We start from the raw sequence: 24,176 nt of genomic DNA on the forward strand, positions 1-24,176 counted from the left end.
TGGCTCTGGCTTCCCGCAGGGAAGCGCGTGACGCGGGCGCGGAGCAGGCTCGAACGCGCGGCGCGATGACACAGGTGGTGATCCGTCATGGTCACACCCTCAGCAGCTTGACGCTGCTCTTGCCCCACAGGGGGTTGATGATGGCGCGCGTGCCCCAGATGCCGGTCACCATGCTGGAGATGAGGCCCAGGATCAGGGTGATGGAGAAGCCCTGCAGCGGCCCGGAGCCGATGGCATAGAGCACCACGGCGCAGATCAGGGTGGTGATGTTGGCATCGAAGATGGTGCGAAACGCCGAGCGATAACCAAAGTCGATGGCGTTGGCCAGCGAGCCCCCTTCCCGCAACCGGTCCTTGATCCGCTCAAAAATGAGCACATGGGTATCCACCGCCATGCCAACGGTGAGCACCAGGCCGGCGATCCCCGGCAGGGTCAGCACGGCACCCGGCAGCACCGCCAGCATGCCTACCTGCATCAACAGGTTGGCAATGAGCGCCGTGATGGCGACCCATCCGAACTTGCGATACCAGGCCATCATGAACAGCATCATGCCCGCCATGCCAAACGCCAGCGCGGTGAAGCCCGCCTCTATGTTCTGCAGACCCAGGGTCGGGCCTATGCTGCGCTCTTCCAGGATCTTGAGGGGCGCGGTGAGGGCGCCGGCCCGCAGCAGCATGGCCAGCTCCTGGGCTTCCGGTACGCTGCCAATCCCGGTGATGCGGAACTGGTTGCCAAGGGCGGTCTGGATGGTGGCGACGTTGATCACCTCGCTCTGGGCCCGCAGCTTGCCCTGGGCGTTGGTCTTGTACTCGGTGAAGACGGTGGCCATCGGCTTGCCCACGTGCTGGCGGCTGAACTGGTTCATCTTGCTGCCGCCCAGGCTGTCGAGCACGATGTTGACCTGGGGTTGCCCCATCTCACCCATGTTGGCGCGGGCATCGACGATGTGCTCACCGGTCAGCACCGGCTTGCGAGCCAAGCCAATCGCCTGGCCGCTGCGATCCGCCATGAAGAAGCGGCTGTCGGCCTGGGCTTCGTAGAAGGCCAGCGAGGCGGTGGCCCCGATCACCTCTTTCGCCTGCTTGGGATTGTGCACCCCCGGCAGCTCGATGCGAATGCCGTCCTGCCCCTGGCGCTGGACCGAGGCCTCGACGATGCCGAGCTCGTTGATCCGCTTTTTCAGGATCGACAGGTTCTGGGTCACCGCGTTGTTGGCCAGCAGGGTGCGCTCGGCCTCGCTCATCACCAGCCGCAGCTCGTTGCCGCTGCGCTTGAGGGTCCACTGATCCTGCCGGGTGCCGGCGGAATCCTTGATGATGGTGAGCCAGGGCGCCTGATCGGCCACCTCAGGCAGGGTCACCCTCACCTCCCCTTCGCTCACCCGGGCTACGTTGGCGCCGCGCAGGCGCGCCTCGCGAAACTGGGTGCGCAGCATGTCCACCAGGTTCTTGGTCTGGTTGTCGATAACGAAGCTCAGATCGACCCCGATCAGCAGCTGGGAGCCACCGCGCAAGTCCAGTCCGAGCTTGATGGGGGCGGCGCCGAGCTGGCTGATCCAGCCCGGGGCGTTGGAGTAGAACTCCAGGGTCAGCGCCGAGCTGTCATAGCCCTGCTGCTCCAGCAGCTGCTTGGCGCGCTGCTGCTCGGCCTGGTTGGCAAACACCAGCTCGACCCGCTCGCCCTGCTGCACCAGCTTGAGCGGCTCGATGCGGTTGTCGGCCAGCAGGGTACGCTGCGCCTCGGTCAGGCTGGTCTGGCCGTGCAGACCGAGGGAGGGCTGCTCACCAAAGAAGGTGGGCAGGGAGTAAAAGGTAAAAGTGAGCAGCATGAGCAGCAGCATGGCGTACTGCCACATGTTCATGCGGTTCAAGGTGATACGACTCTTTTTTCTCATGAAATCAGCCTCTGTCAGGAGAAGGCGGCGCACTCGCCACGCTGGCGGCACGCAAAAAAACAGGAATGAGACAGTGGCCCGTTCACGCACGGTGATCAGGCATTAGGCGGCGATGAGGTGGTACGAAAGGACCTGACCCCATCGGGATCAGGCGAGGTAACTCTGACAGAAACGGTATTGCAGGTGCTGGCGCTGCAACCGGTGCCGATGGATGGTGGCAAACCGATCGCGGAAACTGTGTTTGCGATAGAAGAGGGCGGCATAGAACAGCAGGCCGCACAGCAGCAGCAGGATCGCCTGTTGGGACCAGCTGGTGACAAGCTCGTACACCACGCTGCCGGGCTGATGATCGCTGCGCAGGGAGTGTTCGAGCCGCAGCAGGTGATTCTGGTGGGAGCTGACGAACTTGACGATGCCGTCGTCGCTGTCGCTGGCACTGTGGATCACCTGGTCGCCATCGGACGGCGCCGCGGCGTCATCCATCAACTGACCATGCTGGGCGTGATGCTGGGATACGGGCAGGGAAAACCCCTCCACCGAGAGGGTGGAGAACAACAGAGCGAGGGTGATGAGCAGGGTCATCAGCGCCAGTTTCACTTTGTCGGTCAGGTTCAAAAAGTTAATTCCCGCATAATAGAAAGGGAAAACTACCACAGGGGGCCCGCTGGAACAAGGATGAAGGGGGTCGCCAACCCCCTTCCCCACCGGCTGGCCGCAACCATTACCCCTCAGACATCTGCCTGAAATCGCGGGCATAGCCCTTGAGCAGGCTGTAGAGGTGGGCCCGCTGGGAGATGTCCAGCGACTGGCTGAGATCGCTCAGCCAGTTGACGGTGCGCTGGCGCGACTGATCGGTGTAACCGGTGAAGCGACCATCCATCAGGCCGTCCCCCTGTTGCAGCAGGGCGGTGAGCTGGGCGCCGAAGTCCTGGCTCTGGCGCTGCTTCATCAGCCGATCCAGCTCCTTGGTCCAGGCGGTCTGGAACTCAAGCCAGGGGGCCTGCAGCTCGTACTGCCACTGGGCCCACTGGGCCACCAGCGGGGCCTGGGCCGGCTTCACCTCGCCAATCCAGAACACCAGCCGCTCGTTCATCTTGTCGCGAAACTCCTTGAGCATCTCCTCCCTGGGCTTGTCGGCAAACTCCTTTTCCCGCTCTGCCTGACGGGTCAGCCTGTCCTTCATGAACATGGCCACCTGCGCCTCGGTCAGGGTGCGCGCCAGCCGCACCGCCCGCGGCACCGTGTCCTCCAGGGTGCGGGTCAGGCTCTGCTGGGCCGCATCCAGATGGCGGGAGACCTGGGCCGGGGTCATGGGGCTCGCCACCGCCTTGGCCAGCGCATCGAGATCGTTGGCGTAGCGCGGCACCTCATACTGGCGGTGCCAGGCCATCAACCCCTTCACTTCGTTGTCCAGCAGCCGCTTCTGGCTGCGATCCAGCGAGAAATAGTCGTCCAGCTGCCAGACGATGGCCACGTCGAGCCAGTAATAGACGACCCGGGTGGAGCAGCCGGCCAGCAGCAGACAGAGCAGCAGCAGACTCCAGCTACTGGGCTTGCGCCAGGAAAAGGTGGTCACCATGCAGGGCTCCAATGTTGATGAAACAGGGTTGACGATACGGATGATTCACAATGCCTGACCCTCTACTCCAGCCGCTGCCGGTTGAGATCGATCAGCGCCTGGTAGTCAGGCCCCGGCTGCTGCTCGGCCATCAGCAGCGCCCACAGCAGCCCTATGTAGTCGACCCAGGGCAAAAAGGCCCGGCTCTGAAAGCCGCGCGGGCCGACCTGCGCCCCAGCCCGCTCGCAGTAGGCCTGCTCCAGTGCCTCGCGCTGGGCCTCCTGCCAGTTGTGGGTGCGCTGGATGCTGGCCACCTCGAAACCGGGATGCCCGGCGGCGCCATACTCCCAGTCGATGACCCAGGGCCGGCTCCCCAACAAATTAGCCGGATTGAGATCATGATGGCAAGGGAGCCAGCAATCGGCAGGCTCGCGGCTGGCCAGCAGCCCCCGCTCCAGTGCCGGCAGCCAGGCCGGCACCCGGGCCAGCCGGCCACGATAACCGGCGCTGTGAGCCCGCACCGCCATCACCACGCCCGGCACAGGCAGCCGGTGCAGCCGCGTCAGCACCCCGGCCAACAGTGCTGGCTGCACCTCGGCCGGGGGGGGCGCCGCCAGCCAGTTCGGCTCGTCGCACCACTCCAGCAGCATCAGGCCAGTGGCGGGATCGCTGTGATGGCAGGGCAAGGCCAGCCCCTGCCCCACGGCCCCCTGATAGAGCTGCCATTCGGTGGCCCGGTCGATGCCAAGGCGCACCGGATCGGGGTGGCCCTGGCGCAAAAAGTGACTGCGCCCCGAGGGGAGGCGCAGTCGATAGTTGCAGTTGGTCAGGCCGCTGGCCAATGGCTCCAGCCGACCCGAGCGCCAGGGTGGCGGCAGGCGGGACAGCAGGGCGCGCTCGGCGGCCGCCAGAGAGTCCTCGCTCGACTTACCAGCCAAAGGTGGACTTCTTGGCCTGCTTGCGGATCTCCTTCTGATCGGCCCACAGCAGCTCGCCGTTTTGCAGATCCATCAGGTTCATGGTCATCTGGTAGTAGACATCCTTCACCTTGCCGTTGTCCTTGACGATGCTGGCGAGGTTGCCATAGACCATGTAGCGGGCGCCGGTCTGCTTGCCCAGGCGCACCATGGAGGCAGGATCCACCATGCCGCTGCTCTGCTGGTATTCGAGCTGCTGCTTGACCGCCGCCACCTTGCTCATGTCGACGAAGCGGAACTTGCCGGCGCGCAGCAGCTTGGTACGGATGGTGTCGGTGATGGCCTCGGTGTCGATGTGCTCGGAGGTCTTGTTGCGGATGGAGTCCATGAACATCACCGGACGGCCGCCGGCGGTGATCTCGCTGGTGGCCGGCGACGCCAGCATGGAATCCGCCATCTTGTCGGCGATGGCCTGCAGATCGCTGGAACCGTAATCGACGGTCACCGTCTCGGTTTCGGTCGGGTCGCCATAGCTGACGGTGGTGCTGGAGCAGCCGCCCAGCAGCAGGGCGCCGGTCAATATCAGCAGGGCATGATTCATTTTCATCAGTAGGATTCCTCAATCACTTCGCGTACGTAAATCCGGTAGCCCCGGGCGGCCGGGCTCGGCGCCAGGGCAGACAGGGTGCGGGTCTGATAGCCGTGCAGCTTGAGCGGCGTCCAGCCGCGGCCATCGCTGGCCACCTCCTGCCCCGCCTCATCATACCAATAGAACAGGTATTGCAGCTTGTTGTCACCGCGCTGGGTGCTGGCCGCCGCCACATTGACCTGCAGCAGGCCGTTCTGTTCGCGCCGGCTGAGCTCGGTCAGGGTGACATTGACGTTTTGATGCTGCTCCGCCACTGGCGCGGCACCCGCCGCCCCATAGAGCGCCACGCCGGAGGTATTGGTGGCACAGCCTGCCAGCAGCAGAACCAGGCCCAGAGCCAACCCGTGTGCTTTCATCTTGCTCTCCTTGCCGGCGACCTCGAGAGGCCCGACCGGTCACTCATGTGTATTGCCATCGTTCGCCGTCACAGCGGCATCACCCGGGTCGTCAGCCCGGCGCCGAGCCGCTGTACCCACACCAGGGTGGTGCGTCCCTGGTGGATGGTGAGCGGCAATTGCCGCTGGGCTGCCCCGGCGCCTGTACCGGTACTGAGGGTGAGGTTCACGTCACCCGCCGGCAGCATCCCCTGCCAGCTCGATGCCTGCGCCGGCAGCGTCAACCAGCTGCGGGTGTCAGCCCGCTCCGAGAGGGTATTGAAGATCCCCACCAGAATGTTGCCCACATCGCCCCCCTCCTTGGCAGCGGTGCGCCGCACCTGCTCCTTGGCCACCAGTCGCAGCGCCTGGCGGGTCAGCATGCCGGGCAGCCGCTCCTGCAGATCTTTGGCCGCCAGCGCCTCCAGCCTGACCAGCTCGCTGGTCTGCTCGACCCGCTTGCCCACAGACACCGTGAGCGGCCCGGTGTCACTGGCCCGATTATCGTAATAGGGGATGGCGACGGTAAAGGTGCGAAAATCACCGCCGGAGGTGGCGATGGGCAGCGGCAGGAACAGCTCGCGCCGCGCCGGGATCAGCCCATCTTCAAACAGCACCACCAGCTGGCCCTGATCCTTGGCCAGGGGCGGCGCCTTGCGGCCCACCTTTTTCTCGGTCTCGCGGATCTCGTCCGCAGCACCACGAAGCACAGCCAGGCGCAGCAAGGCATCCTGCAGGCTCCGGTTGTCCGGTGCTATCTGGTAGCCGCGCTGATAGTCGACCCAGGCATCGTTGAGATCGCCGGCCGCCTCATAGAGCACGCCGGAGAAATAGAAGGTGTAGGCGTTCTGGAAACCGTTCTTGACCCGCCCGATCAGCCGGTCGAGCTCGGGGGCGCCGCGCGACATCAGCTGGCGCATCTCCCCTTCAGTTGCGGTATCCGCCTCGGCCTCTTCGCTCTTTTGCTTTGCCTTGCGCACCTCGTCGGCCCGCCGTTTGAGGGCCTGCTCCTGCACCTGGTTGGCGCGGCGCACCTCCACCAGAGCGCCCTCGGCATCTCCGCGCTGCAGGTAGTTAAGAGCCAGATAGTGGTGCAGCATGGTGCGCTCGTAATCGGGCGCACGGTAAACCATGGTCTGGTCATTGGTAAGCAGGCTGCCCGCCTGGGCCAGCCCCTGGCTGACCCGGTACTCGGCCTGATTGTCTTCCCACGCCAGCCGGCTGTCGGCGGCCGCAAAGGCCTGCTTGCTGGCGGCATCCTGACTCGCCAGCCAGGCGATGCGCCCCTGCTCGAGCCGGTCCAGCACATAGGTATCGTCCCCCGGCGTGGAGTCGCGCACCTCGGGCAGCGCCTCGGCGGCATGACCCAGCAGCAGCTGGTTGCGCAGCGGCACCATCTGATCAGAATAGGAGACGAACATGTCTTGCCAGTGGGAGGCGCAGCCCCCCAGCAGGGAACCGGCCAGCAGCAGACCGGCCAGTGGCAGGCGCGGCATCACAGGCTGAGCAGGGGTCCCAGCGGCTGGCCGCCGACCAGATGCAGATGGATGTGGTAGACCTCCTGCCCGCCGTGGCGGTTGCAGTTCATGATGAGGCGATAGCCATCCTCGGCAATGCCCGCCTCGCTGGCCAGCTTGCGGGCCACGGTGAACATCCGGCCCAGCGCCAGCTCGTGATCCGGCTCCACGTCGTTGACGGTGGGGATCAGCACGTTGGGGATGATCAGGATATGGGTCTTGGCCTTGGGCTGGATGTCGCGAAAGGCAGTCACCAGGTCGTCTTGATAAAGGATGTCGGCGGGGATCTCTTTGCGGATGATTTTGCTGAAAATGGTTTCTTGCGCCATGGATAACTCCTTTATATGAAAAAGAAAATTCAATGCCTGTCTCAAGCGGTTCCAACGCCCGTCATCAAGGCCCGGCAAGTGTGACACAAGCCGACATTTGACACAGCCGTTGTCCCATTCTCTTCAGTTATTGTTAAAAATACCGATAGCCGGAAGACGTCTGCCGACGTTGCTCGCCCACAGTGGTAGCAGGGTATCAAATGGACGGGGTATTCAGGCAAGGGACTTTTGCATATACAGCGGGACAATAATGAAACAAACAATGTCAGACCTCTCCATCTTGCAGAGGGTCTATCTTGGCTTTGCCATCCTGGTGGCCGTGATGGCGGCCACCTCGGTACTCACCTTCCGCAGCCAGAGCGAGCTCAATCAGGCGCTGGATCAGGTCACCCGGCAGACCATGCCGCTGGTGATCGCCAGCAGCCAGACCCAGATCAGCCTGCTCAGCGCCAACAAGTGGCTCACCGACGTGCTGACCGAGCAGGATCTCAAGCAGATCCCGGCCGAAGTGGCCGAGCTGCAGCAGGCCAAGGCGCAGGTCGACAAGACTCTCGCCACCCTTGCCCAACAGGCGGCGGAACACCCGGAGCTGCAGAGTGAGCTCGGTGCGCTCAACCAGCTGGTCAAGGACTACCTGCAGCTGACCGACACCCTGCCCACCGAACACCAGGCCCTGCTCAGCCGGCTCTACAAGGTGAACCAGGCCAAGGGGCAGTTCCAGGTCAGCCTGCCCCAGTTCAAGAAGAACCTGGGGGACATGATGATCACCATCGACGACAGCTTCATCAAGATGCTCTCCGAGACCCTGACCACCAAGCTCTCCGCCATTGAACTCTCCACCATGGATGCCCTCAACCAGAGCATCCCCGCCCCCATCGAGGCGGCGCTCAAGCGCAACAAGATGCAGATCGAGGGCTTCAACAGCACCATCAAGGATCTGCAGGGGGAGCTCAAGGAGTTCGACAACAACATGGGCCACTACGTGCACGGCTTCGTGCGCGACACCACCGCCAGCGACGGCGTGCTGGCCCAGTACCTGGCGCTGATGCAGCAGCAGGAGCGGATGCGCGAGCAGAGCAAGCAGGCCGGCAAGCTCATCGTCAACATCCAGAGCAAGCTCGAGCAGATCACCGCCCAGAGCCAGCAGCTGATGAACAACAGCATCCGCGCCTCCGGCAAGGTGCAGACCCAGAGCACCCTCACCCAGGGGGTGGCGCTGGTCATCGCCATCACCATCGCCATCCTGGTGGCCTACACCCTCGGCAAGGCCATTCGCCGTCCGCTCAAGGAGCTGCTGCGGGTACTGACCGAGGTGACCCAGGGCGACATGACCCAGCGCATCGGTTTTCGCAGCAACAACGAATTCGGCCGGCTCGGCAGCCAGGTCAACCTGCTGATCGAGCAGATGGGCGAGGTGCTGAGCCAGCTCTCCCAGGCCTCCAACCAGCTCAACAACGCCGCCCATGACAACCGCCACACCACCGAATCGGTGCGGGCGGATCTGGAGAAACAGCGCCAGGAGACCGCCTCGGTCGCCGCCGCCATGACCCAGATGGAGGCCTCGGTGCGCGAGGTGGCCCAGGCCGCCAACCAGACCCTGGAGCGGGTAATGGACGTGGAGAAAGCCTCCGAGACCGGCCGCAAGGTGATGGCCGGCAACATCACCACCACCCATCAGCTGGCGGGCAAGCTGCAGCAGACCGGTAAGGTGATTGGCGACGTGAGTGCCATGAGCGGCCAGATCGGCAACATCCTCGACGTCATTCGCGGCATTGCCGAGCAGACCAACCTGCTGGCCCTCAATGCCGCCATCGAAGCGGCCAGGGCCGGCGAGCAGGGGCGCGGCTTTGCGGTGGTGGCCGACGAGGTGCGCAGCCTGGCCGGGCGCACCGCCCAGTCCACCAGCGAGATCCAGACCATGATCGAGAACCTGCAGCAGGGGGTCGCCAAGGCGGTCACCGTGATGCAGGAGTGCTCCCGCGAGATGGACAGCTGCATGGATCAGAGCTCCCACGCCAACAACGCCATGGAGGAGGTGCAGGGCATAGTGGTGCTCATCAGCGACATGTCGAGCCAGATCGCCTCCGCCGCCGAGCAGCAGCAGGCCACCAGCGCCGACATCGCCACCAACCTCAACCGCATCTCCGACATCTCGGATCTCAACTACCAAGGGATCGAGCGGGTGGCCGAGACCAGCCAGCAGCTCGACTCGCTGGCCGAGCAGCAGGAGAGCCTGGTCAAGCGCTTCCGGCTCAGCGCCTGACGCCCACGCCAGCCCCGGCAACGACAAGGCCCCGCAGATGCGGGGCCTTGTTTTTTACTGGCAAGCGACGCGGGATCAGGCGTAGGCGATGGCGCCCTTGCCCACCCCTTCATAGGCGACAATCTTGATGAACTTGTCGCCCACGCTCTTCTTCACTTCGCGGGCGATGTAGTGGGCCAGCAGCTCTATGGTGGTGTCGGTGTCGATCATCTCCACCTCCGCCGCCGGCATGGCCAGCTGGAACAGCCCTTGCGGCGCCACATACTTGAAACCGACGTAGTGTTCGCCAGCCTCTTGCAGGATGGCCTTGGCCTGCTCGCTCAACGCGAGATCGCCGAGGGCCACCCGATCCTCGTCGGTCCCAAGATAGATGTCGGCCCAGCGTTCGGCCCAGTTGAGCTCAAGCTCCTGGTCGCGCTCGCCGTCCACGTGGATCTCGATGGGAGAGCGGTGGCCGTGGGCGATGCGCTGGCAGTTGCCGTCGTGCTTCTTGAGGCCGTGGCTGTAGTGATAGAAGGCGCCGTCGATGGCCTCCTGGCGCAGGGTCAGCGACAGATCCTTGATGTTGCCAGGCAGCCGCTTGGCCAGCACCGCCAGCAGATAGCGGGTGACGGACTCCTTGTCCACCTGGGGCGCCGGAATGAAGGCAAAGCCCTGGCTCGGGCAGCGCAGGTGGATAGAGCGACCCGGGCGCAGCAGATCGACTGTGCTCTCGTCACCGTCCAGCTGGGCCACCTGCACCAGGGGGCTCTCGGTCGGCACCAGCAGCTTGTGATCCACCTCGTCGTCGATGATCGACTTGATCAGTTTCTTGACCCGGCCAAAGTCCAGCAACATGCTCATCTCGTTGAGCTCGCCGCTCATTTCGATGTCCACCAGCCAGCTCTCCCCCACCATACCGCGGCGTTCGCACAGGTAGCTGGAGTCGATCACGGTCAAATCTTTTACAAATAACTTCATCAGTCAGGCCTTGCTACAGAGAAAGGGCGGTTTGCGCTATTATGACCCGCGATTATCGGCAAAGGAACTGGAACCCCCCATGAACAAATTGCTTATCAAGAATGCCACCCTGGTCAACGAAGGCCGCATCTATGCCTCCGACGTGCTGATCGAGGGGGAACGGATCGCCCGCATCGCCCCGGATATCAGCGCCCCCGATGCTGTGGTGATCGATGCCGCGGGCCGTCATCTCATCCCCGGAATGATCGATGATCAGGTCCATTTCCGGGAACCCGGCCTGACCCACAAGGGGACCATCGCCAGTGAATCCCGGGCCGCCGTGGCCGGTGGCACCACCAGCTTCATGGAAATGCCCAACGTCAATCCCCAGACCACCACCCTCGACGCCCTCGAAGCCAAATACCAGATAGCCGCCAACTCCTCCGCCGCCAACTACAGCTTCTACCTCGGCGCCACCAACGACAACCTGGAAGAGATCAAGAAGCTCGATCCCAAGCAGTCCTGCGGCATCAAGATCTTCATGGGTGCCTCTACCGGCAACATGCTGGTGGACAACCAGGAGACCCTGGCCGCCATCTTCCGCGAGAGCCCGGTGATGATCGTCACCCACTGCGAGGACACCCCCACCATCAAGGTGCTGGAAGACGAAGCCCGCGCCAAGTGGGGCGAAGATGTGCCGATGCGCGAGCACGGCCGCATCCGCAGCGCCGATGCCTGCTACAAATCCTCCAGCCTGGCGGTCTCCCTGGCCAAGCAGTACGGCGCCAAGCTGCATGTGCTGCACCTGACCACGGCGAAAGAGCTGTCGCTCTTCACCGCCACCCCGGATCTGAAGGATCTCAAGGACAAGAACATCACCGCCGAGGTGTGCGTTCACCATCTGTTCTTCAACGAAGCGGACTACGACACCCTGGGCAGCCAGATCAAGTGCAACCCGGCGGTGAAGAGCGCCGCCGACCAGCACGCCCTGCTGGATGCGGTGCGCAATGACGTGCTCGACATCATTGCCACCGACCACGCCCCCCACACCTGGGAAGAGAAGCAGAACAGCTACTTCAAGGCGCCGTCCGGCGTGCCGCTGGTGCAGCACTCCCTGCTGGCCCTGCTGGAGCTCTACCACAACGGGGTATTCTCGCTGGAGACCATCGTCAAGAAAACCTCCCACGCGGTAGCCGAGCGCTTCCAGGTGCAGGATCGCGGCTACATCCGCGAGGGTTACTTCGCCGACCTGGTGCTGCTGGATCTGGGCAAACCCTACGTGGTCAACGACAGCAACCTGCTCTACCTGTGCGGCTGGTCGCCCTTCAACGGCTACCGTTTCCACAGCACGGTGGAGATGACCCTGGTCAACGGCCAGATCGCCTGGCAAAACGGTCAGGTCACCAACGAGGTGCTGGGCAAGCGGCTCACCTTCACCCGCTGATCCCTCCCAATCGGTGCCACCGTCACCATCACAGGCCGCCCACCCGGGCGGCCTGCTTGTTTTAAGGGGTTCTCAACCCCGCGATGGGCGGTTTTTGGGCAAGTGGCGGCACTTTGAGCGCCGATTGTTCGCAAAGCAGGCGAACGCACCGCCGCCGCGGTTTCCTTGTTGACAGGTCGGGTCCATCTCCATAAACTCAGCCCCCGTCAGCTCAGACTGACTTCGTCGGCGTGTAGCGCAGCCAGGTAGCGCACTGTCATGGGGTGTCAGGGGTCGGAGGTTCAAATCCTCTCACGCCGACCATCATTCCCCGAGAAAGGCCTTGTCAAACGACAAGGCCTTTTTTCTTTCAGGCGCGCCACCGCAGGAAACGGCCCACCGATTGTGCCCCCCATGGCTTTGTGGTGTAGTGAAGCCCTCTGCTGCCAACCGGTGATCGAGATGCCCTCTCCCCGTCCCTCTGTGCCCGTCCTGCTGCTGGCCTGCCTCTGCGCTGCCCTGCTGCTCGGCTGTGCCACCCCCTATCACAGCGAACCCTCGTTCTGGAACGGCCAGACCGGTTTCTCCCAGACCCGGCTCGGGCCGGACAAGTGGCAGCTGGAGTTTGTCGGCAACGATCTGGTGAGCCGGGAAACCGCCCGCAAGTACGTGCTGAAACGGGCGGGCGAAGTGGCGCAAGCCGAAGGTTATCAGTGGCTTGAGGTCAACGAGTTGACCCTGCAGCGGGATGCGGTCAGGGTGACCCCGAGCCGCCCCCTGTTCGGGTTCGATGATGACGAACCGGACCCCTTTCTGGATCAGCGCACCGTGGAGCATCGCATCTCGGCGCTGCTGGTCTTCACCCTCGCCAAGCGGGCAAGAAACGACCAAAGCCTGAAAGCCGATTATCTTGCCAATATCAAAATAAACAGCGATTAATATAGACAAATTGCAAGATCCATATCACATACACCTAATAGCAAGATAAAATTCTGCTACAAGGCGCTGGATTTACCCCCCCGGATTAGGCATGCTGCCAGCACACCGGCTGTCAGGAATCTACGGCTCGGATCACAAAAACGGACTGAAGTGGCACCCTTGCCGCTTGAAATGCTCTGCACTTATCAAAACTGGGACCCACCCCATGAAAATGAACAAATTGACGGCTGCCATCCTCATCGCAATGCTGGTTGGCATCCTTACCGGTCAGGGCTATCGGATGTTTGCTCCTGACCAGGCCGCCGGCTTTGCCAGCGACATCACCCTGCTGACCGACATCTTCCTGCGCCTCATCAAGATGATCATCGCCCCCCTGGTGTTCACCACCCTGGTGGTCGGCATCGCCAAGATGGGCGACACCCGCACCGTGGGCCGCATCGGCGTCAAGACCCTCGGCTGGTTCATGCTCGCCTCCCTGCTGTCACTGACCCTGGGACTGGTGATGGTTCACCTGATGCAGCCTGGGGTGGGGCTCTCCCTCTCCCTGCCCGATGACACCGCCAGCTCCGGCGTGGTCGCCACTGCCATCTCCCTCAAGGACTTCGTCACCCACGCCATCCCGAAAAGCGTGGTCGAGGCGATGGCCACCAACGAGATCCTGCAGATCGTGGTGTTCTCCCTCTTCTTCGGGCTGGCCGCCGCCGCCCTGGGGGACGCCGCCAAGCCAGTGGTGATGCTGATGGCCAGCGGCGCCGAGATCATGCTCAAGGTGACCGGCTACGTGATGAACTTCGCGCCGTTCGCTGTATTTGGCGCCATCGCCGCCATGGTCGCCAAGGAGGGGCTCGGCATCCTGGCCACCTACGGCACCTTCATGGCCCAGTTCTACCTGGCACTGGGTTGCCTCTGGCTGCTGCTGATCGCCATGGGCAGCCTGTTCATCCGCCGCCGCATGCTGACCTTGCTGACCCTGATCCGCGAGCCCATCCTGCTGGCCTTCTCCACCGCCAGCTCCGAGGCCGCCTATCCGAAAACCCTGGATCGGCTGGAGAAGTTCGGTTGTGACAAGCGCATCGCCAGCTTCGTGTTGCCCATGGGCTACTCCTTCAACCTGGACGGCTCCATGATGTACTGCACCTTCGCGGTGATGTTCATCGCTCAGGCCTACGGCATCGAGCTCTCCATGGCCCAGCAGATCACCATGCTGCTGTTGCTGATGGTCACCTCCAAGGGGATGGCCGGCGTACCGCGCGCCTCCCTGGTGGTGATTGCCGCCACCCTCAACCAGTTCCAGATCCCGGAAGCGGGCATCCTGCTGCTGCTCGGCATCGACCACTTCCTCGACATGGGCCGCTCCGCCACCAACGTGCTGGGCAATGCCATCGCCGCCAGCGTGGTGGCCAAGAGCGAAGACAGCCTGGGGGAAACCGCGCCGCTCGGCGAGGTGGATACCGCCAAGGCGTGATCCCCGCCATCCCATCAAAACGGCCCGCATCTGCGGGCCGTTTTCTTGTGCCTCATGGCAACAGCACGCCCCCTAACACCAGCGCCGCACCCGCCGGCAGTAATCGGCATAGGCCTCGCCAAAGCGCCCCTGCAGCGCCCGCTCCTCCGGCACTATCTGCCAGCGGCTGAGCCAGCCCCACAACAGCAGCGGACCGAGCCACACCAGCAGCCCGCCCAGATAGCACGCCAGCGCCATGGTCCAGCAGAGCAGCCCCAAGTACATGGGGTTGCGGCTGACACGAAAGATCCCCCCGGTGACCAGTGCACTGGCCTGCGCCGGGTGCAGCGGCGTCACCGTGGTGCCCTGGCGGCGAAAGCGCAGCACGCCTCCCAGCCCGAACAGGCTGCCGAGCATGGCCAGCAACAGGGCCGGCAGCGGCCAGCCACCGTTCACGTCACCCGCGCCCCATCCCAGCATGGCCGCCACGATCAGGCCAAACAGCAGCAACGGTGGTACCCGACACTCAAGACTCATCATCTATTGGCTCCCGGAAGGTGCCACGATCGGCACCTTGCGTTACACTCCCCGGCGGGAAAGCGCCGTGGAAAATTGACAAAGTTCATAACGATAACAATGCCTTGGCTACACTTTATCCCATCTGCATGAAAACGGTCACCCGCTGACCGCCATGCGCCTCAACCCAAACAATAAAGAAAGGAACCACCCCATGCACAAGAAGACACTGCTGGCCACCCTGATCCTGGGCCTGCTGGCCGGTCAGGCCGTCGCAGCCCCCTATCTGCCGCTCGCCAGCGATCACCGCAACGGCGAAGTGCAGACCGCCAGCAATGCCTGGCTGGAAGTTGATCTCGGCGCCTTCGAGCACAACATCCAGACCCTCAAGGATCGCCTCGGCGACAAGGGGCCGAAGATCTGCGCCATCATGAAGGCGGACGCCTACGGCCACGGCATCGACCTGCTGGTCCCCTCGGTGGTCAAAGCGGGCATCCCCTGCATCGGGATTGCCAGCAACGAAGAGGCCCGTGTGGCCCGCGAGAAGGGCTTCACCGGCCGCCTGATGCGGGTGCGCGCAGCCACCCCGGCCGAAGTGGAACAGGCACTGCCCTACAAGATGGAAGAGCTCATCGGCAGCCTGGTGAGTGCCCAGGGCATCGCCGACATCGCCCAGCGCCACCACACCAATATCCCGGTGCACATCGCGCTCAACTCCGCCGGCATGAGCCGTAACGGCATCGATCTGCGTCTGGCTGATTCCAAGGAAGACGCACTGGCCATGCTCAAGCTCAAGGGGATCACCCCGGTCGGCATCATGACCCACTTCCCGGTGGAGGAGAAAGAGGACGTCAAGATGGGTCTGGCCCAGTTCAAGCTGGACTCCCAGTGGCTGCTGGAAGCGGGCAAGCTGGATCGCAGCAAGATCACCATCCACGCCGCCAACTCCTTCGCCACTCTGGAAGTGCCGGACGCCTACTTCGACATGGTGCGCCCGGGCGGCCTGCTGTACGGTGACTCCATCCCCTCCTACACCGAGTACAAGCGGGTGATGGCGTTCAAGACCCAGGTTGCCTCCGTCAACCACTACCCGGCCGGCAACACCGTCGGTTATGACCGCACCTTCACCCTCAAGCGCGACTCCTGGCTCGCCAACCTGCCGCTGGGCTACTCCGACGGCTATCGCCGGGCGCTGAGCAACAAGGCCTATGTGCTGATCCAGGGCCAGAAGGTGCCGGTGGTGGGCAAGACCTCCATGAACACCATCATGGTGGACGTGACTGACCTCAAGGGGGTGAAACCCGGTGACGAGGTGGTGCTGTTTGGCCGCCAGGGTGAAGCCGAGGTGAAACAGGCGGATCTGGAGGAGTACAACGGTGCCCTGCTGGCGGACATGTACACCATCTGGGGCTACACCAACCCCAAGAAGATCAAGCGCTAAGTCACTCTTTGCCATAAAAAAAGGGCTCCCGCGGGAGCCCTTTTGCTTGTTTGCCAATTATGCCGTTTTCTTGCGGGTCACCCAGAGGCTCAGCCCCATGGAGGCCAGCAGGATCAGCGCAACCACACCCAATGCAATTCCGGTGGGGATCTTGAACACATCCAGCAGCAGCATCTTGACCCCGATAAACATCAGGATCAGTGCCAGACCGTATTTCAGCAAGGCGAAGCGCTCGGCCACGCCGGCCAGCAGGAAGTACATGGCACGCAGACCCATGATGGCGAAGATGTTGGAGGTCAGCACGATGAAGGGATCCGTGGTCACCGCGAAGATGGCCGGGATGCTGTCCACCGCGAAGATGAGATCGCTCACCTCCACCAGCACCAGAATGAGCAACAGCGGCGTTGCGTAACGCACGCCATCGCGCCAGACGAAGAAGTTCTCCCCCTCCAGGGTCTCGGTCACCTTGAAGCGGCGGCGCATCCAGCCCAGCAGCGGGTTGTTGGCCAGATCCGGCTCCTTGTCGGCCGCCCACAGCATCTTGACCCCGGTCAGCAGCAGGAAGGCGCCGAACAGGTAGAGGATCCAGTGGAACTGCTCGATAAGCCAGCTGCCGGCGAACACCATACCGGCCCGCATCACGATGGCACCCAGTACCCCGTACAGCAGCACCCGGCGCTGCAGCTCGGCCGGAATGGCAAAGTAGCCGAACAGCATCAACCAGACGAAGACGTTGTCCACCGCCAGCGCCTTCTCGATGAGGTAGCCGGTGAGAAACTCCAGCCCCTTCTGGTTGGCAATTTCACGGCCGGCACTGTGATCCAGCCAGAACCAGATGGCCAGGTTGAAGAGGAGCGCCACGCTGATCCAGATGAGGGACCAGATGCCCGCCTCTTTGAGGGACACCTTGTGCGCCTTGCCGCCACCGACAAAGCGGATATCAATCCATAACAGGACCAGCACTATGCTGAAGAAACCGGTCCACATCCACCATTCACCCATTTTTCACTTCTCCCAAAAACGACAAAACCCACGGCCGGGAGGCAGTGGGTTCGCGTCTGGAGCAGATACACCTTGCCTCTCGGCAAGGTCTCACTTACAGCCGATTTTCATCGACTGCCCGGCTGCCGGGTGCACTGCAGGATATGGGTGCACCGTAATGACGACAAACCGGCGAGAAGTTACTCCCCTTGTGCGGCGGATAGTAACAGCGGCAAAAGGGAACGCCAAGGGGCATCTTCATCTCCCTCGCAAAAAAATGGGGCGCCACCTAGGCGCCCCGTTTTTTCGTCGCGACTCATCCATCAGAGCGGGTCGGCCTTGAGGCAGGAGACCGCATGGTCAAAGTTGCCCTCAAGCTGGGGCCGGGTCTTGGCGCACTCCGGGCCGGCCACCGGGCAGCGGGTACGAAACACGCAGCCTGACGGCGGATTCATCGGCGATGGCAGCTCCCCTTCCAGGATCTGGATGGTCTTGCTGCGCTCCAGATCCGGATCCGGAATGGGCACCGCCGACATCAGCGCCTTGGTATAGGGGTGCAAGGGGTTGGCGAAGATCTCCTTGCCGGTCCCCAGCTCCACCGCATTGCCCAGATACATCACCAGCACCCGATCCGAGATGTGCTTGACCACCGACAGGTCGTGGGCGATGAAGATGAGTGACAGCCCCATCTCCTTCTGGATGGACTTGAGCAGGTTCACTACCTGGGCCTGGATCGACACATCCAGCGCCGACACCGGCTCGTCACAGATGATCATCTTGGGCTCGAGGATCAGCGCCCGGGCGATGCCGATACGTTGGCACTGACCGCCGGAGAACTCGTGGGGGTAGCGGTTGACCAGATTGGGCAACAGCCCCACCTTGCTCATCATGGCGCGTACCTTCTCCTTCACCTCCTCTTTCGGCAGGGCCGGGTAGAAGGTGATGAGAGGCTCGGCGATGATGTCGCCTATGGTCATGCGCGGGTTGAGGGAGGCCAGCGGATCCTGGAAGATCATCTGGATCTCCTTGCGTTTTTCGCGCAGCGCCTTCTGGTCGAGCTTGGTCAGATCGTTGCCAAGCCACACCACCTTGCCGTCGGTGGCCGGCACCAGGCCGATCAGCGCCCGGGCAAAAGTGGACTTGCCGCAACCCGACTCCCCCACCACGCCCAGGGTCTCCCCTTCGTAAAGGCGCAGGGTCACCCCGTCCACCGCCTTCAGGGCGGAGGGTTTGGCCCAGGGCCAGGCTTTGTCACTCTTGATGCTGAAGTGGACCTTGAGATCGGACACTTCCAGCAGCAGTTTCTTGTCAGTCCCCATTTAGTTCACTCCCTTGATGATGGCATCCGATACCCAGTGGCAGGCCCGCTCCCGGCCGTCGTTGAACGGCGTCAGAACTGGGGATTGCCGGCCGCAAATCTCGCTCACCCGATGGCAGCGCTCCTGGAAGGGGCAGCCGGTGGGCAAACGCAGCAGGTTGGGCGGGTTGCCCGGGATGGTGGGCAGCACTTCCCCTTCGGTATCGAGGCGGGGAATGGCACGCAGCAAGCCTTCGGTATAGGGGTGGCTCGGGCGATAGAAGATGTCGTTGACCTTGCCGTACTCCATGGTACGGCCGGCGTACATCACCAGCACCTTGTCGCAGATGCCGGCCACCACGCCAAGGTCATGGGTGATCATGATGATGGCGGTGTTGAACTCGCGCTTGAGCTCGTTCATCAGGGTCATGATCTGGGCCTGTACCGTCACGTCCAGCGCCGTGGTCGGTTCATCGGCGATGAGCAGTTGCGGCCGGCACAACAGCGCCATGGCGATCATCACCCGCTGACGCATGCCGCCGGAGAACTCGTGCGGGTACATCCCCATCCGCTTGCGCGCCTCGGGGATCTTCACCGCATCCAGCATGCGCACCGACTCCTCGAACGCCTCGCCCTTGCTGACCCCCTTGTGCAGCATCAGCACTTCCATCAGCTGATCCTTCACCTTCATGTAGGGGTTGAGCGAGGTCATGGGGTCCTGGAAGATCATGGCGATCTTCTCGGAGCGGATCTTGTTGAGCTTGTGTTCCGGCAGATTGAGGATCTCGTCGCCCTGAAACTTGGCTGACCCTGTGATGATGCCGTTCTTGGCCAGCAGCCCCATGATGGCGAACGCGGTCTGGGACTTGCCCGAACCGGATTCCCCGACGATACCCAGGGTCTCGCCGGCAGAGAGAGAGAAGTTGAGGTCGTTGACCGCTACCACATTGCCGTCCGGGGTCTTGAACTCGACCCGCAGATCTTTTACATCCAGTAACTTCATAAAAACTCCTTATCGATCTTTCGTGACGTTTTCCTGTCGATCCGATGCGCTGTCCGCCCGATTGAGCCGCACTGTGCGGCCCTTCGGCGCGTTGTTCCAACGCTCTTTCGCCGCTTTCTCAGCGATCCTTCGGATCGAGGGCGTCACGCAGACCATCCCCGAGGAAGTTGAAGCAAAACAGGGTCACCACCATGAAGCCGGCGGGGAACAGGAGTTGCCAGATGGCCACTTCCATCGACTTGGAGCCTTCATCCAGCAGGGCGCCCCAGCTGGTCATGGGCTCTTGCACCCCCAGCCCCAGGAAGCTCAGGAAGGATTCGAACATGATCATGCCCGGCACCAGCAGGGTGGCGTAGACCGCCACTATTCCCAGCACGTTGGGCACGATGTGACGGGTGATGATCTTCCACTTGGAGACGCCGCAGACATGGGCCGCCTCGATGAACTCCTTGCTCTTGAGGCTCAGGGTCTGACCACGGACGATCCGCGCCATGTCGAGCCAGCTCACCGCACCGATGGCGATGAAGATGAGCGCCAGGTTGCGGCCGAAGAAGGTCACCAGCATGATCACGAAGAACATGAAGGGGAAGGCGTTGAGGATCTCCAGTACCCGCATCATCAGGCTGTCGACCCGACCGCCGATGAAACCGGATGCCGCGCCATACAGGGTGCCGATGATGACGGCCACCATGGCCCCCATGATGCCGACCATCAGCGAGATGCGCCCGCCAAGCAGGGTGCGCACGAACAGATCGCGCCCCAGGCTGTCGGTGCCGAACCAGTGGCCGGTCTCCATGTCGGGGCCGGTCTGCATGGCGCCCCAGTCAGGATCGTCAAAGGTGTACTGGGACAGATGGGGCCCCACGATCACCGCCAATCCGATGATGGAGAGAATGATAAGGCTGGTCAGGGCCGCCTTGTTGCGCAGGAAACGGCGACGGGCATCCTTCCACAGGGAGCGTCCTTCCACCACTTCCACTTTCTGGGCGAACGCCTCGATGGCTTCGCGTTTTTCAGTTGTGACAACCATGATGTACTCCCGACTTAGTAACGGATCTTGGGATCGATAAAGGCATAGAGAATATCGACCACGGCGTTAAAGGTGATGGTGAGGGCGCCGACCAGAATGGTCAGACCGAGCACCATGGAGTAATCACGGTTGAGGGCACCGTTGACGAACAGCTGGCCAATCCCCGGCAGACCGAAGATGGTCTCGATCACCACGGAACCCGTGATGATGCCGACGAAGGCCGGGCCCAGGTAGGAGACCACCGGCAGCATGGCCGGGCGCAGCGCGTGTTTCAGGATGATGTGGCGCAGCGGCAGTCCCTTGGCGCGGGCGGTACGGATGAAGTTGGAGTTCATGGTCTCGATCATGCTGCCCCGCATGATCCGCGAGATGGCGGAGATGTAATACATCATCATGCCGAACACCGGCAGCACCATGAACTGCACGCCACCACCCTGCCAGCCACCGGCCGGGAACCAGCCCAGATGGATACTGAAAAACAGCACCAGCAGGGGCGCCAGCACAAAGCCCGGGATCACCACCCCGGCCATGGCCGACGACATCAACAGATAGTCGATGACGGTATTCTGTTTGAGGGCGGCAATGGTGCCGAAGGTGACCCCCAGCGTCACCGCAAACAGAAAGGCGAAGGAACCTATCTTGGCGGAAACCGGCAGTGCCTGGCTCACCAGATCATTGACGGTGAAGTCCTTGTACTTGAAGGAAGGACCGAGATCCCCCTGCACCAGGTTGCCCAGATAGGTGAGATATTGCACCCCGATCGGCTTGTCGAGGCCATATTTGGCTTCGATGTTGGCCATCACTTCGGGTGGCAGGGTGCGTTCGCTGCTGAAGGGGTTACCCGGCGCGAAACGCATCATGAAGAAGGAGACGGTGATCAAGACCAGCAGAGTCGGGATCGCTTCCAGTAGACGTTTAAAAATGAATTTCAACATAGACAATTCCTGTCCTGTACTGCTTCCAAAGGGTCGCGGTTGTAATAAAGGCCCGCCGTCTGGCGGGCCCTGCTTGTTATGCGACTTGTAACGAAAATCAGTGGGCGATGATGTACATGTCTTTGCTGTACAGGTTGTCCAGCGGGTTGGCCGGATAGCCGCCCACGTAGGGCTTGACCATACGGGAAGTCACGTACTGATAGATGGGGGCAATCGGCATGTCCTTGGCCAGGATCTCTTCAGCCTGGACGTAGAGCTTGTTGCGCGCCTCGGCATCCACCTGGTTGCGCGACTCGTTCATCAACTTGTCGAACGCCAGGTTGGAGTATTTGCCGTCGTTGTTGCCGTGGGTGGTCTGCATCAGATCCAGCATGGAGGAGGCTTCGTTGTAGTCGGCGATCCAGCCGGCACGGCCCACGTCAAACTGACCCTGTTTCTTGGTCTCCAGGTAGGTTTTCCACTCCTGGTTGACCAGGCTTACCTGCACGCCCAGCTTCTTCCACATGGAGGCCACGGCAACCGCCACCTTCTTGTGGTTGTCGTCGGTGTTGTAGAGCAGCTCGAACTTGAGCGGCTTGCCCGGGCCGAAACCGGCTTCGGTCAGCAGCTCTTTCGCCTTGGCATCGCGCTCTGCCTGGGTCAGCTTGGACCAGGCCGGCGCCACCGGCTTGAAGCCGTCCACGAAATCAGGGACCAGGGTGTAGCCCGGGGTTTCCCCCTTGCCCATCACCTTGTCGGCGATCACGTTGCGGTCGATGGCGTAGGAGAGCGCGGTACGCACCCGCACGTCATCAAACGGCTTCTTCTTGAAGTTGTACTGGTAGTAGTAGGTACCGACGTAGCCGCTCACCTTCACCTCGTTCGGCAGATCCTTCTTCATCTGCTTGAAACGCTCGATGGGCATGTTGTAGGTGAGATCCACTTCGCCGGCCAGGTAGCGGTTCAACTCGGCGTTGGTGGACTGGATCGGCAGATAGGTCACCTTGTTGATGACGGTCTTGGCGTCGTTCCAGTAGTTTTTGTTGCGCTCGACGTCGACGCGCTCGTTGACCACCCAATCCTTCAGCACATAGGCGCCGTTGGATACCATGTTGCCGGGCTGGGTCCACTTGTCACCGAACTTCTCGATCACCTTCTTCGGCACCGGGTAGGTGGTGGTGTGGGAGAGCATGCTGACAAAGTAAGGCACCGCCTTCTCCAGCTGCACCTCGAAGGTGTAGTCGTCCACCGCCTTCACGCCCAGCGTATCTGACGGCTTCTTGCCGGCAATGATGTCGGAGGCGTTGACGATGGTCGGGATCTCCAGATACCAGGAGTAGGGAGAGGCGGTTTTCGGATCGACGGCCCGTTTGAAGGCATATTCGAAGTCGTGGGCAGTGACCGGATCACCGTTGGACCACTTGGCGTTTTTACGCAGGTGGAAGACGAAGTGTTTGTTGTCCTTGGTTTCCCAGGACTCGGCCATGGCGGGGAGCACTTCACCCTTGGGGCCGGAGGAGACGAGACCTTCGAACAGGTCACGCAGAATATTGGATTCAACCGTTCCTTCGGTTTTATGCGGGTCGAGAGTTGCGGGCTCGGAGCCGTTGCCTTTCACCAGCTGCTGAACCTCAGCCAGCTTGGTACCTGCGGGCACATCGGCGGCTTGTGCCGCGTTGACACCGCCAAACAGAGCTGCCACCAATAGGGTATTAATCATTGTTTTTTTATGAGTCATTTCCATACTCCACAAGAACATTCCATGCATTTTTCCATCAACGAGATAAGTACCCCGCTGCCAGCATAATTCCCTGACATTTCTGATAATGCAATAGATATCGTCAGGCAGGACTGGACTTCATGGTCAAAAAAGCAGCTTTTGACCAATTATTCAGAATTTAAATATCCCATGATGGACGTTTTTTATACAAACCCGCTCGATTCTAGGAAATGACCAACAAAAAAGAAACAATAAAAAGCCGGTCACAAGGACCGGCTCCAACAAAACAGACCTGAATCACATCAATCCGGGGAAGACCCCCTTGATCCCCGCCACCATGATCTCGATGCCCAGCGACATCATGATGAGACCCATTATCCGGGTCACCACGTTGATGCCGGTGTTGCCCATCACCTTGAACAGCAGGGGGGCGGCGCGGAATATCAGCCAGGAGCAGAAGGCAAACACCATCACCACCAGCGACATGCCCAGCATCTGGGACCAGGTGCTCTGGCTGGCGTAGACGATGGAAGAGGAGATGGCACCGGGGCCCGCCATCAACGGCAGCGCCAGCGGCACCACAGCGACAGATTCCCGCGCGGCCAGTTCCCCTTTCTCCTGTTTGTTGTGCTTCACCTCCCCCAGCTTGCCCTGCAGCATGGACCAGGCGATCAGGGTGATGAGCGAGCCGCCGGCGATGCGAAAGGAGGCCAGCGAGATGCCGAATCCGTCCAGGATCAGTTGCCCCATGGACATGGAGACCAGCAGGATGATCATCACCGCAATGTTGGCGGTGGTGTTGGTCTTCATCCGCTCTTCCGGCGTCTGATGGCTGGTCAGGCTGACGAACACCGGCAGCAAGCCGAGCGGGTTGATGATCGCAAACAAACCGATGAAAAACTTCAGATATAAAGAGACGTCAATCGCTGCCATAGGCGCCATCCAGAAGTAGTACGAGGCCCTGTGGGCCACCCCGATAAACCGAGCGTAAATTTACATCATGCCCGAAACCTTCACCAATCAAATAA

General features: G+C 61.9%; 22 protein-coding genes and 1 tRNA gene. 6 read left to right on the forward strand and 17 right to left on the reverse strand.

Going from position 1 to position 24,176, the window contains the following annotated elements; all coding sequences use genetic code 11:
* Positions 1 to 91 precede the first annotated feature (91 nt).
* From secD to hinT, 8 genes are all read right to left on the reverse strand, one after another.
* On the reverse strand, positions 92 to 1,894 hold the full coding sequence (secD, locus tag I6L38_RS10140; RefSeq protein WP_216989520.1) for a protein translocase subunit SecD: 1,803 nt from the start codon (positions 1,892 to 1,894) through the stop codon (positions 92 to 94).
* 147 nt (positions 1,895 to 2,041) lie between these two features.
* Positions 2,042 to 2,548, reverse strand: a complete 507-nt coding sequence (locus I6L38_RS10145; RefSeq protein ID WP_254204202.1) for a hypothetical protein — start codon at positions 2,546 to 2,548, stop codon at positions 2,042 to 2,044.
* Positions 2,549 to 2,615: 67 nt separating this feature from the next.
* Complete coding sequence (locus tag I6L38_RS10150; protein WP_017408099.1) at positions 2,616 to 3,473, reverse strand: DUF6279 family lipoprotein; 858 nt, start codon at positions 3,471 to 3,473, stop codon at positions 2,616 to 2,618.
* A gap of 62 nt (positions 3,474 to 3,535) precedes the next feature.
* A complete protein-coding gene (locus tag I6L38_RS10155; RefSeq protein ID WP_216989521.1) occupies positions 3,536 to 4,390 on the reverse strand; it encodes a phosphotransferase in 855 nt (284 codons plus the stop codon).
* A complete protein-coding gene (gene lpoB, locus I6L38_RS10160) occupies positions 4,380 to 4,976 on the reverse strand; it encodes a penicillin-binding protein activator LpoB (protein WP_005302153.1) in 597 nt (198 codons plus the stop codon). Before lpoB ends, I6L38_RS10155 begins: the two co-directional genes overlap by 11 nt.
* Positions 4,976 to 5,374: a YcfL family protein gene (locus tag I6L38_RS10165; protein ID WP_010633660.1), complete on the reverse strand. Its 399-nt coding sequence runs from the start codon at positions 5,372 to 5,374 to the stop codon at positions 4,976 to 4,978. Before I6L38_RS10165 ends, lpoB begins: the two co-directional genes overlap by 1 nt.
* A gap of 68 nt (positions 5,375 to 5,442) precedes the next feature.
* Positions 5,443 to 6,888 carry a COG3014 family protein gene (locus tag I6L38_RS10170; RefSeq protein ID WP_216989522.1) on the reverse strand — a complete coding sequence of 482 codons (1,446 nt, stop codon included), beginning with the start codon at positions 6,886 to 6,888 and terminating at the stop codon, positions 5,443 to 5,445.
* Positions 6,888 to 7,238, reverse strand: a complete 351-nt coding sequence (gene hinT, locus I6L38_RS10175; protein ID WP_010633658.1) for a purine nucleoside phosphoramidase — start codon at positions 7,236 to 7,238, stop codon at positions 6,888 to 6,890. The genes I6L38_RS10170 and hinT overlap by 1 nt, the downstream gene beginning before the upstream one ends.
* A 262-nt stretch (positions 7,239 to 7,500) precedes the next feature.
* Here hinT and I6L38_RS10180 point away from each other — a divergent pair, with 262 nt between their 5' ends.
* Positions 7,501 to 9,501 carry a methyl-accepting chemotaxis protein gene (locus tag I6L38_RS10180; RefSeq protein WP_254204203.1) on the forward strand — a complete coding sequence of 667 codons (2,001 nt, stop codon included), beginning with the start codon at positions 7,501 to 7,503 and terminating at the stop codon, positions 9,499 to 9,501.
* 75 nt (positions 9,502 to 9,576) lie between these two features.
* Here the strand turns inward: I6L38_RS10180 and I6L38_RS10185 are convergent, their stop codons facing one another.
* Positions 9,577 to 10,461, reverse strand: coding sequence for a 6-carboxytetrahydropterin synthase (locus I6L38_RS10185; RefSeq protein WP_042007654.1), 885 nt, complete (start codon positions 10,459 to 10,461; stop codon positions 9,577 to 9,579).
* 79 nt (positions 10,462 to 10,540) lie between these two features.
* On the opposite strand from I6L38_RS10185, the gene I6L38_RS10190 reads away from it, so the two are divergent.
* The 4 genes from I6L38_RS10190 to I6L38_RS10205 all read left to right on the forward strand — a co-directional run bounded on the left by I6L38_RS10190 (position 10,541) and on the right by I6L38_RS10205 (position 14,267).
* Positions 10,541 to 11,884 carry a dihydroorotase gene (locus I6L38_RS10190; protein ID WP_005302169.1) on the forward strand — a complete coding sequence of 448 codons (1,344 nt, stop codon included), beginning with the start codon at positions 10,541 to 10,543 and terminating at the stop codon, positions 11,882 to 11,884.
* A 226-nt stretch (positions 11,885 to 12,110) separates the two neighbouring features.
* Positions 12,111 to 12,187, forward strand: a tRNA-Pro gene (locus tag I6L38_RS10195).
* A gap of 138 nt (positions 12,188 to 12,325) precedes the next feature.
* Complete coding sequence (locus tag I6L38_RS10200) at positions 12,326 to 12,802, forward strand: hypothetical protein (RefSeq protein ID WP_050491700.1); 477 nt, start codon at positions 12,326 to 12,328, stop codon at positions 12,800 to 12,802.
* A gap of 205 nt (positions 12,803 to 13,007) precedes the next feature.
* Positions 13,008 to 14,267: a dicarboxylate/amino acid:cation symporter gene (locus tag I6L38_RS10205; protein ID WP_216989524.1), complete on the forward strand. Its 1,260-nt coding sequence runs from the start codon at positions 13,008 to 13,010 to the stop codon at positions 14,265 to 14,267.
* Positions 14,268 to 14,339: 72 nt separating this feature from the next.
* Here I6L38_RS10205 and I6L38_RS10210 read toward each other — a convergent pair whose 3' ends face one another.
* Positions 14,340 to 14,786, reverse strand: a complete 447-nt coding sequence (locus tag I6L38_RS10210) for an isoprenylcysteine carboxylmethyltransferase family protein (RefSeq protein ID WP_024941117.1) — start codon at positions 14,784 to 14,786, stop codon at positions 14,340 to 14,342.
* Positions 14,787 to 14,976: 190 nt separating this feature from the next.
* On the opposite strand from I6L38_RS10210, the gene alr reads away from it, so the two are divergent.
* Complete coding sequence (alr, locus tag I6L38_RS10215) at positions 14,977 to 16,203, forward strand: alanine racemase (RefSeq protein ID WP_011706424.1); 1,227 nt, start codon at positions 14,977 to 14,979, stop codon at positions 16,201 to 16,203.
* 57 nt (positions 16,204 to 16,260) lie between these two features.
* Here the strand turns inward: alr and I6L38_RS10220 are convergent, their stop codons facing one another.
* The 7 genes from I6L38_RS10220 to I6L38_RS10250 form a co-directional block, all read right to left on the reverse strand.
* On the reverse strand, positions 16,261 to 17,205 hold the full coding sequence (locus tag I6L38_RS10220) for a TerC family protein (protein WP_025201519.1): 945 nt from the start codon (positions 17,203 to 17,205) through the stop codon (positions 16,261 to 16,263).
* A 302-nt stretch (positions 17,206 to 17,507) separates the two neighbouring features.
* The gene (oppF, locus tag I6L38_RS10225) at positions 17,508 to 18,503 is read right to left on the reverse strand and encodes a murein tripeptide/oligopeptide ABC transporter ATP binding protein OppF (RefSeq protein ID WP_005302185.1); all 996 of its coding nucleotides are present in this window, start codon (positions 18,501 to 18,503) and stop codon (positions 17,508 to 17,510) included.
* Entirely contained in the window at positions 18,504 to 19,484 is a 981-nt protein-coding gene (locus tag I6L38_RS10230; RefSeq protein ID WP_216989525.1) for an ABC transporter ATP-binding protein, read from the reverse strand. It lies immediately after the preceding gene.
* Between the two features lie 118 nt (positions 19,485 to 19,602).
* A complete protein-coding gene (gene oppC / locus I6L38_RS10235) occupies positions 19,603 to 20,514 on the reverse strand; it encodes an oligopeptide ABC transporter permease OppC (protein WP_005302192.1) in 912 nt (303 codons plus the stop codon).
* A gap of 14 nt (positions 20,515 to 20,528) precedes the next feature.
* Positions 20,529 to 21,449, reverse strand: a complete 921-nt coding sequence (gene oppB / locus I6L38_RS10240; protein WP_005302198.1) for an oligopeptide ABC transporter permease OppB — start codon at positions 21,447 to 21,449, stop codon at positions 20,529 to 20,531.
* A 97-nt stretch (positions 21,450 to 21,546) separates the two neighbouring features.
* Entirely contained in the window at positions 21,547 to 23,166 is a 1,620-nt protein-coding gene (locus I6L38_RS10245) for an ABC transporter substrate-binding protein (RefSeq protein ID WP_017764221.1), read from the reverse strand.
* 279 nt (positions 23,167 to 23,445) lie between these two features.
* The gene (locus I6L38_RS10250; protein WP_005302204.1) at positions 23,446 to 24,081 is read right to left on the reverse strand and encodes a YchE family NAAT transporter; all 636 of its coding nucleotides are present in this window, start codon (positions 24,079 to 24,081) and stop codon (positions 23,446 to 23,448) included.
* Positions 24,082 to 24,176: the final 95 nt, after the last annotated feature.

This window comes from Aeromonas sp. FDAARGOS 1408 (assembly GCF_019048665.1).
Classification (GTDB): domain Bacteria; phylum Pseudomonadota; class Gammaproteobacteria; order Enterobacterales; family Aeromonadaceae; genus Aeromonas; species Aeromonas dhakensis.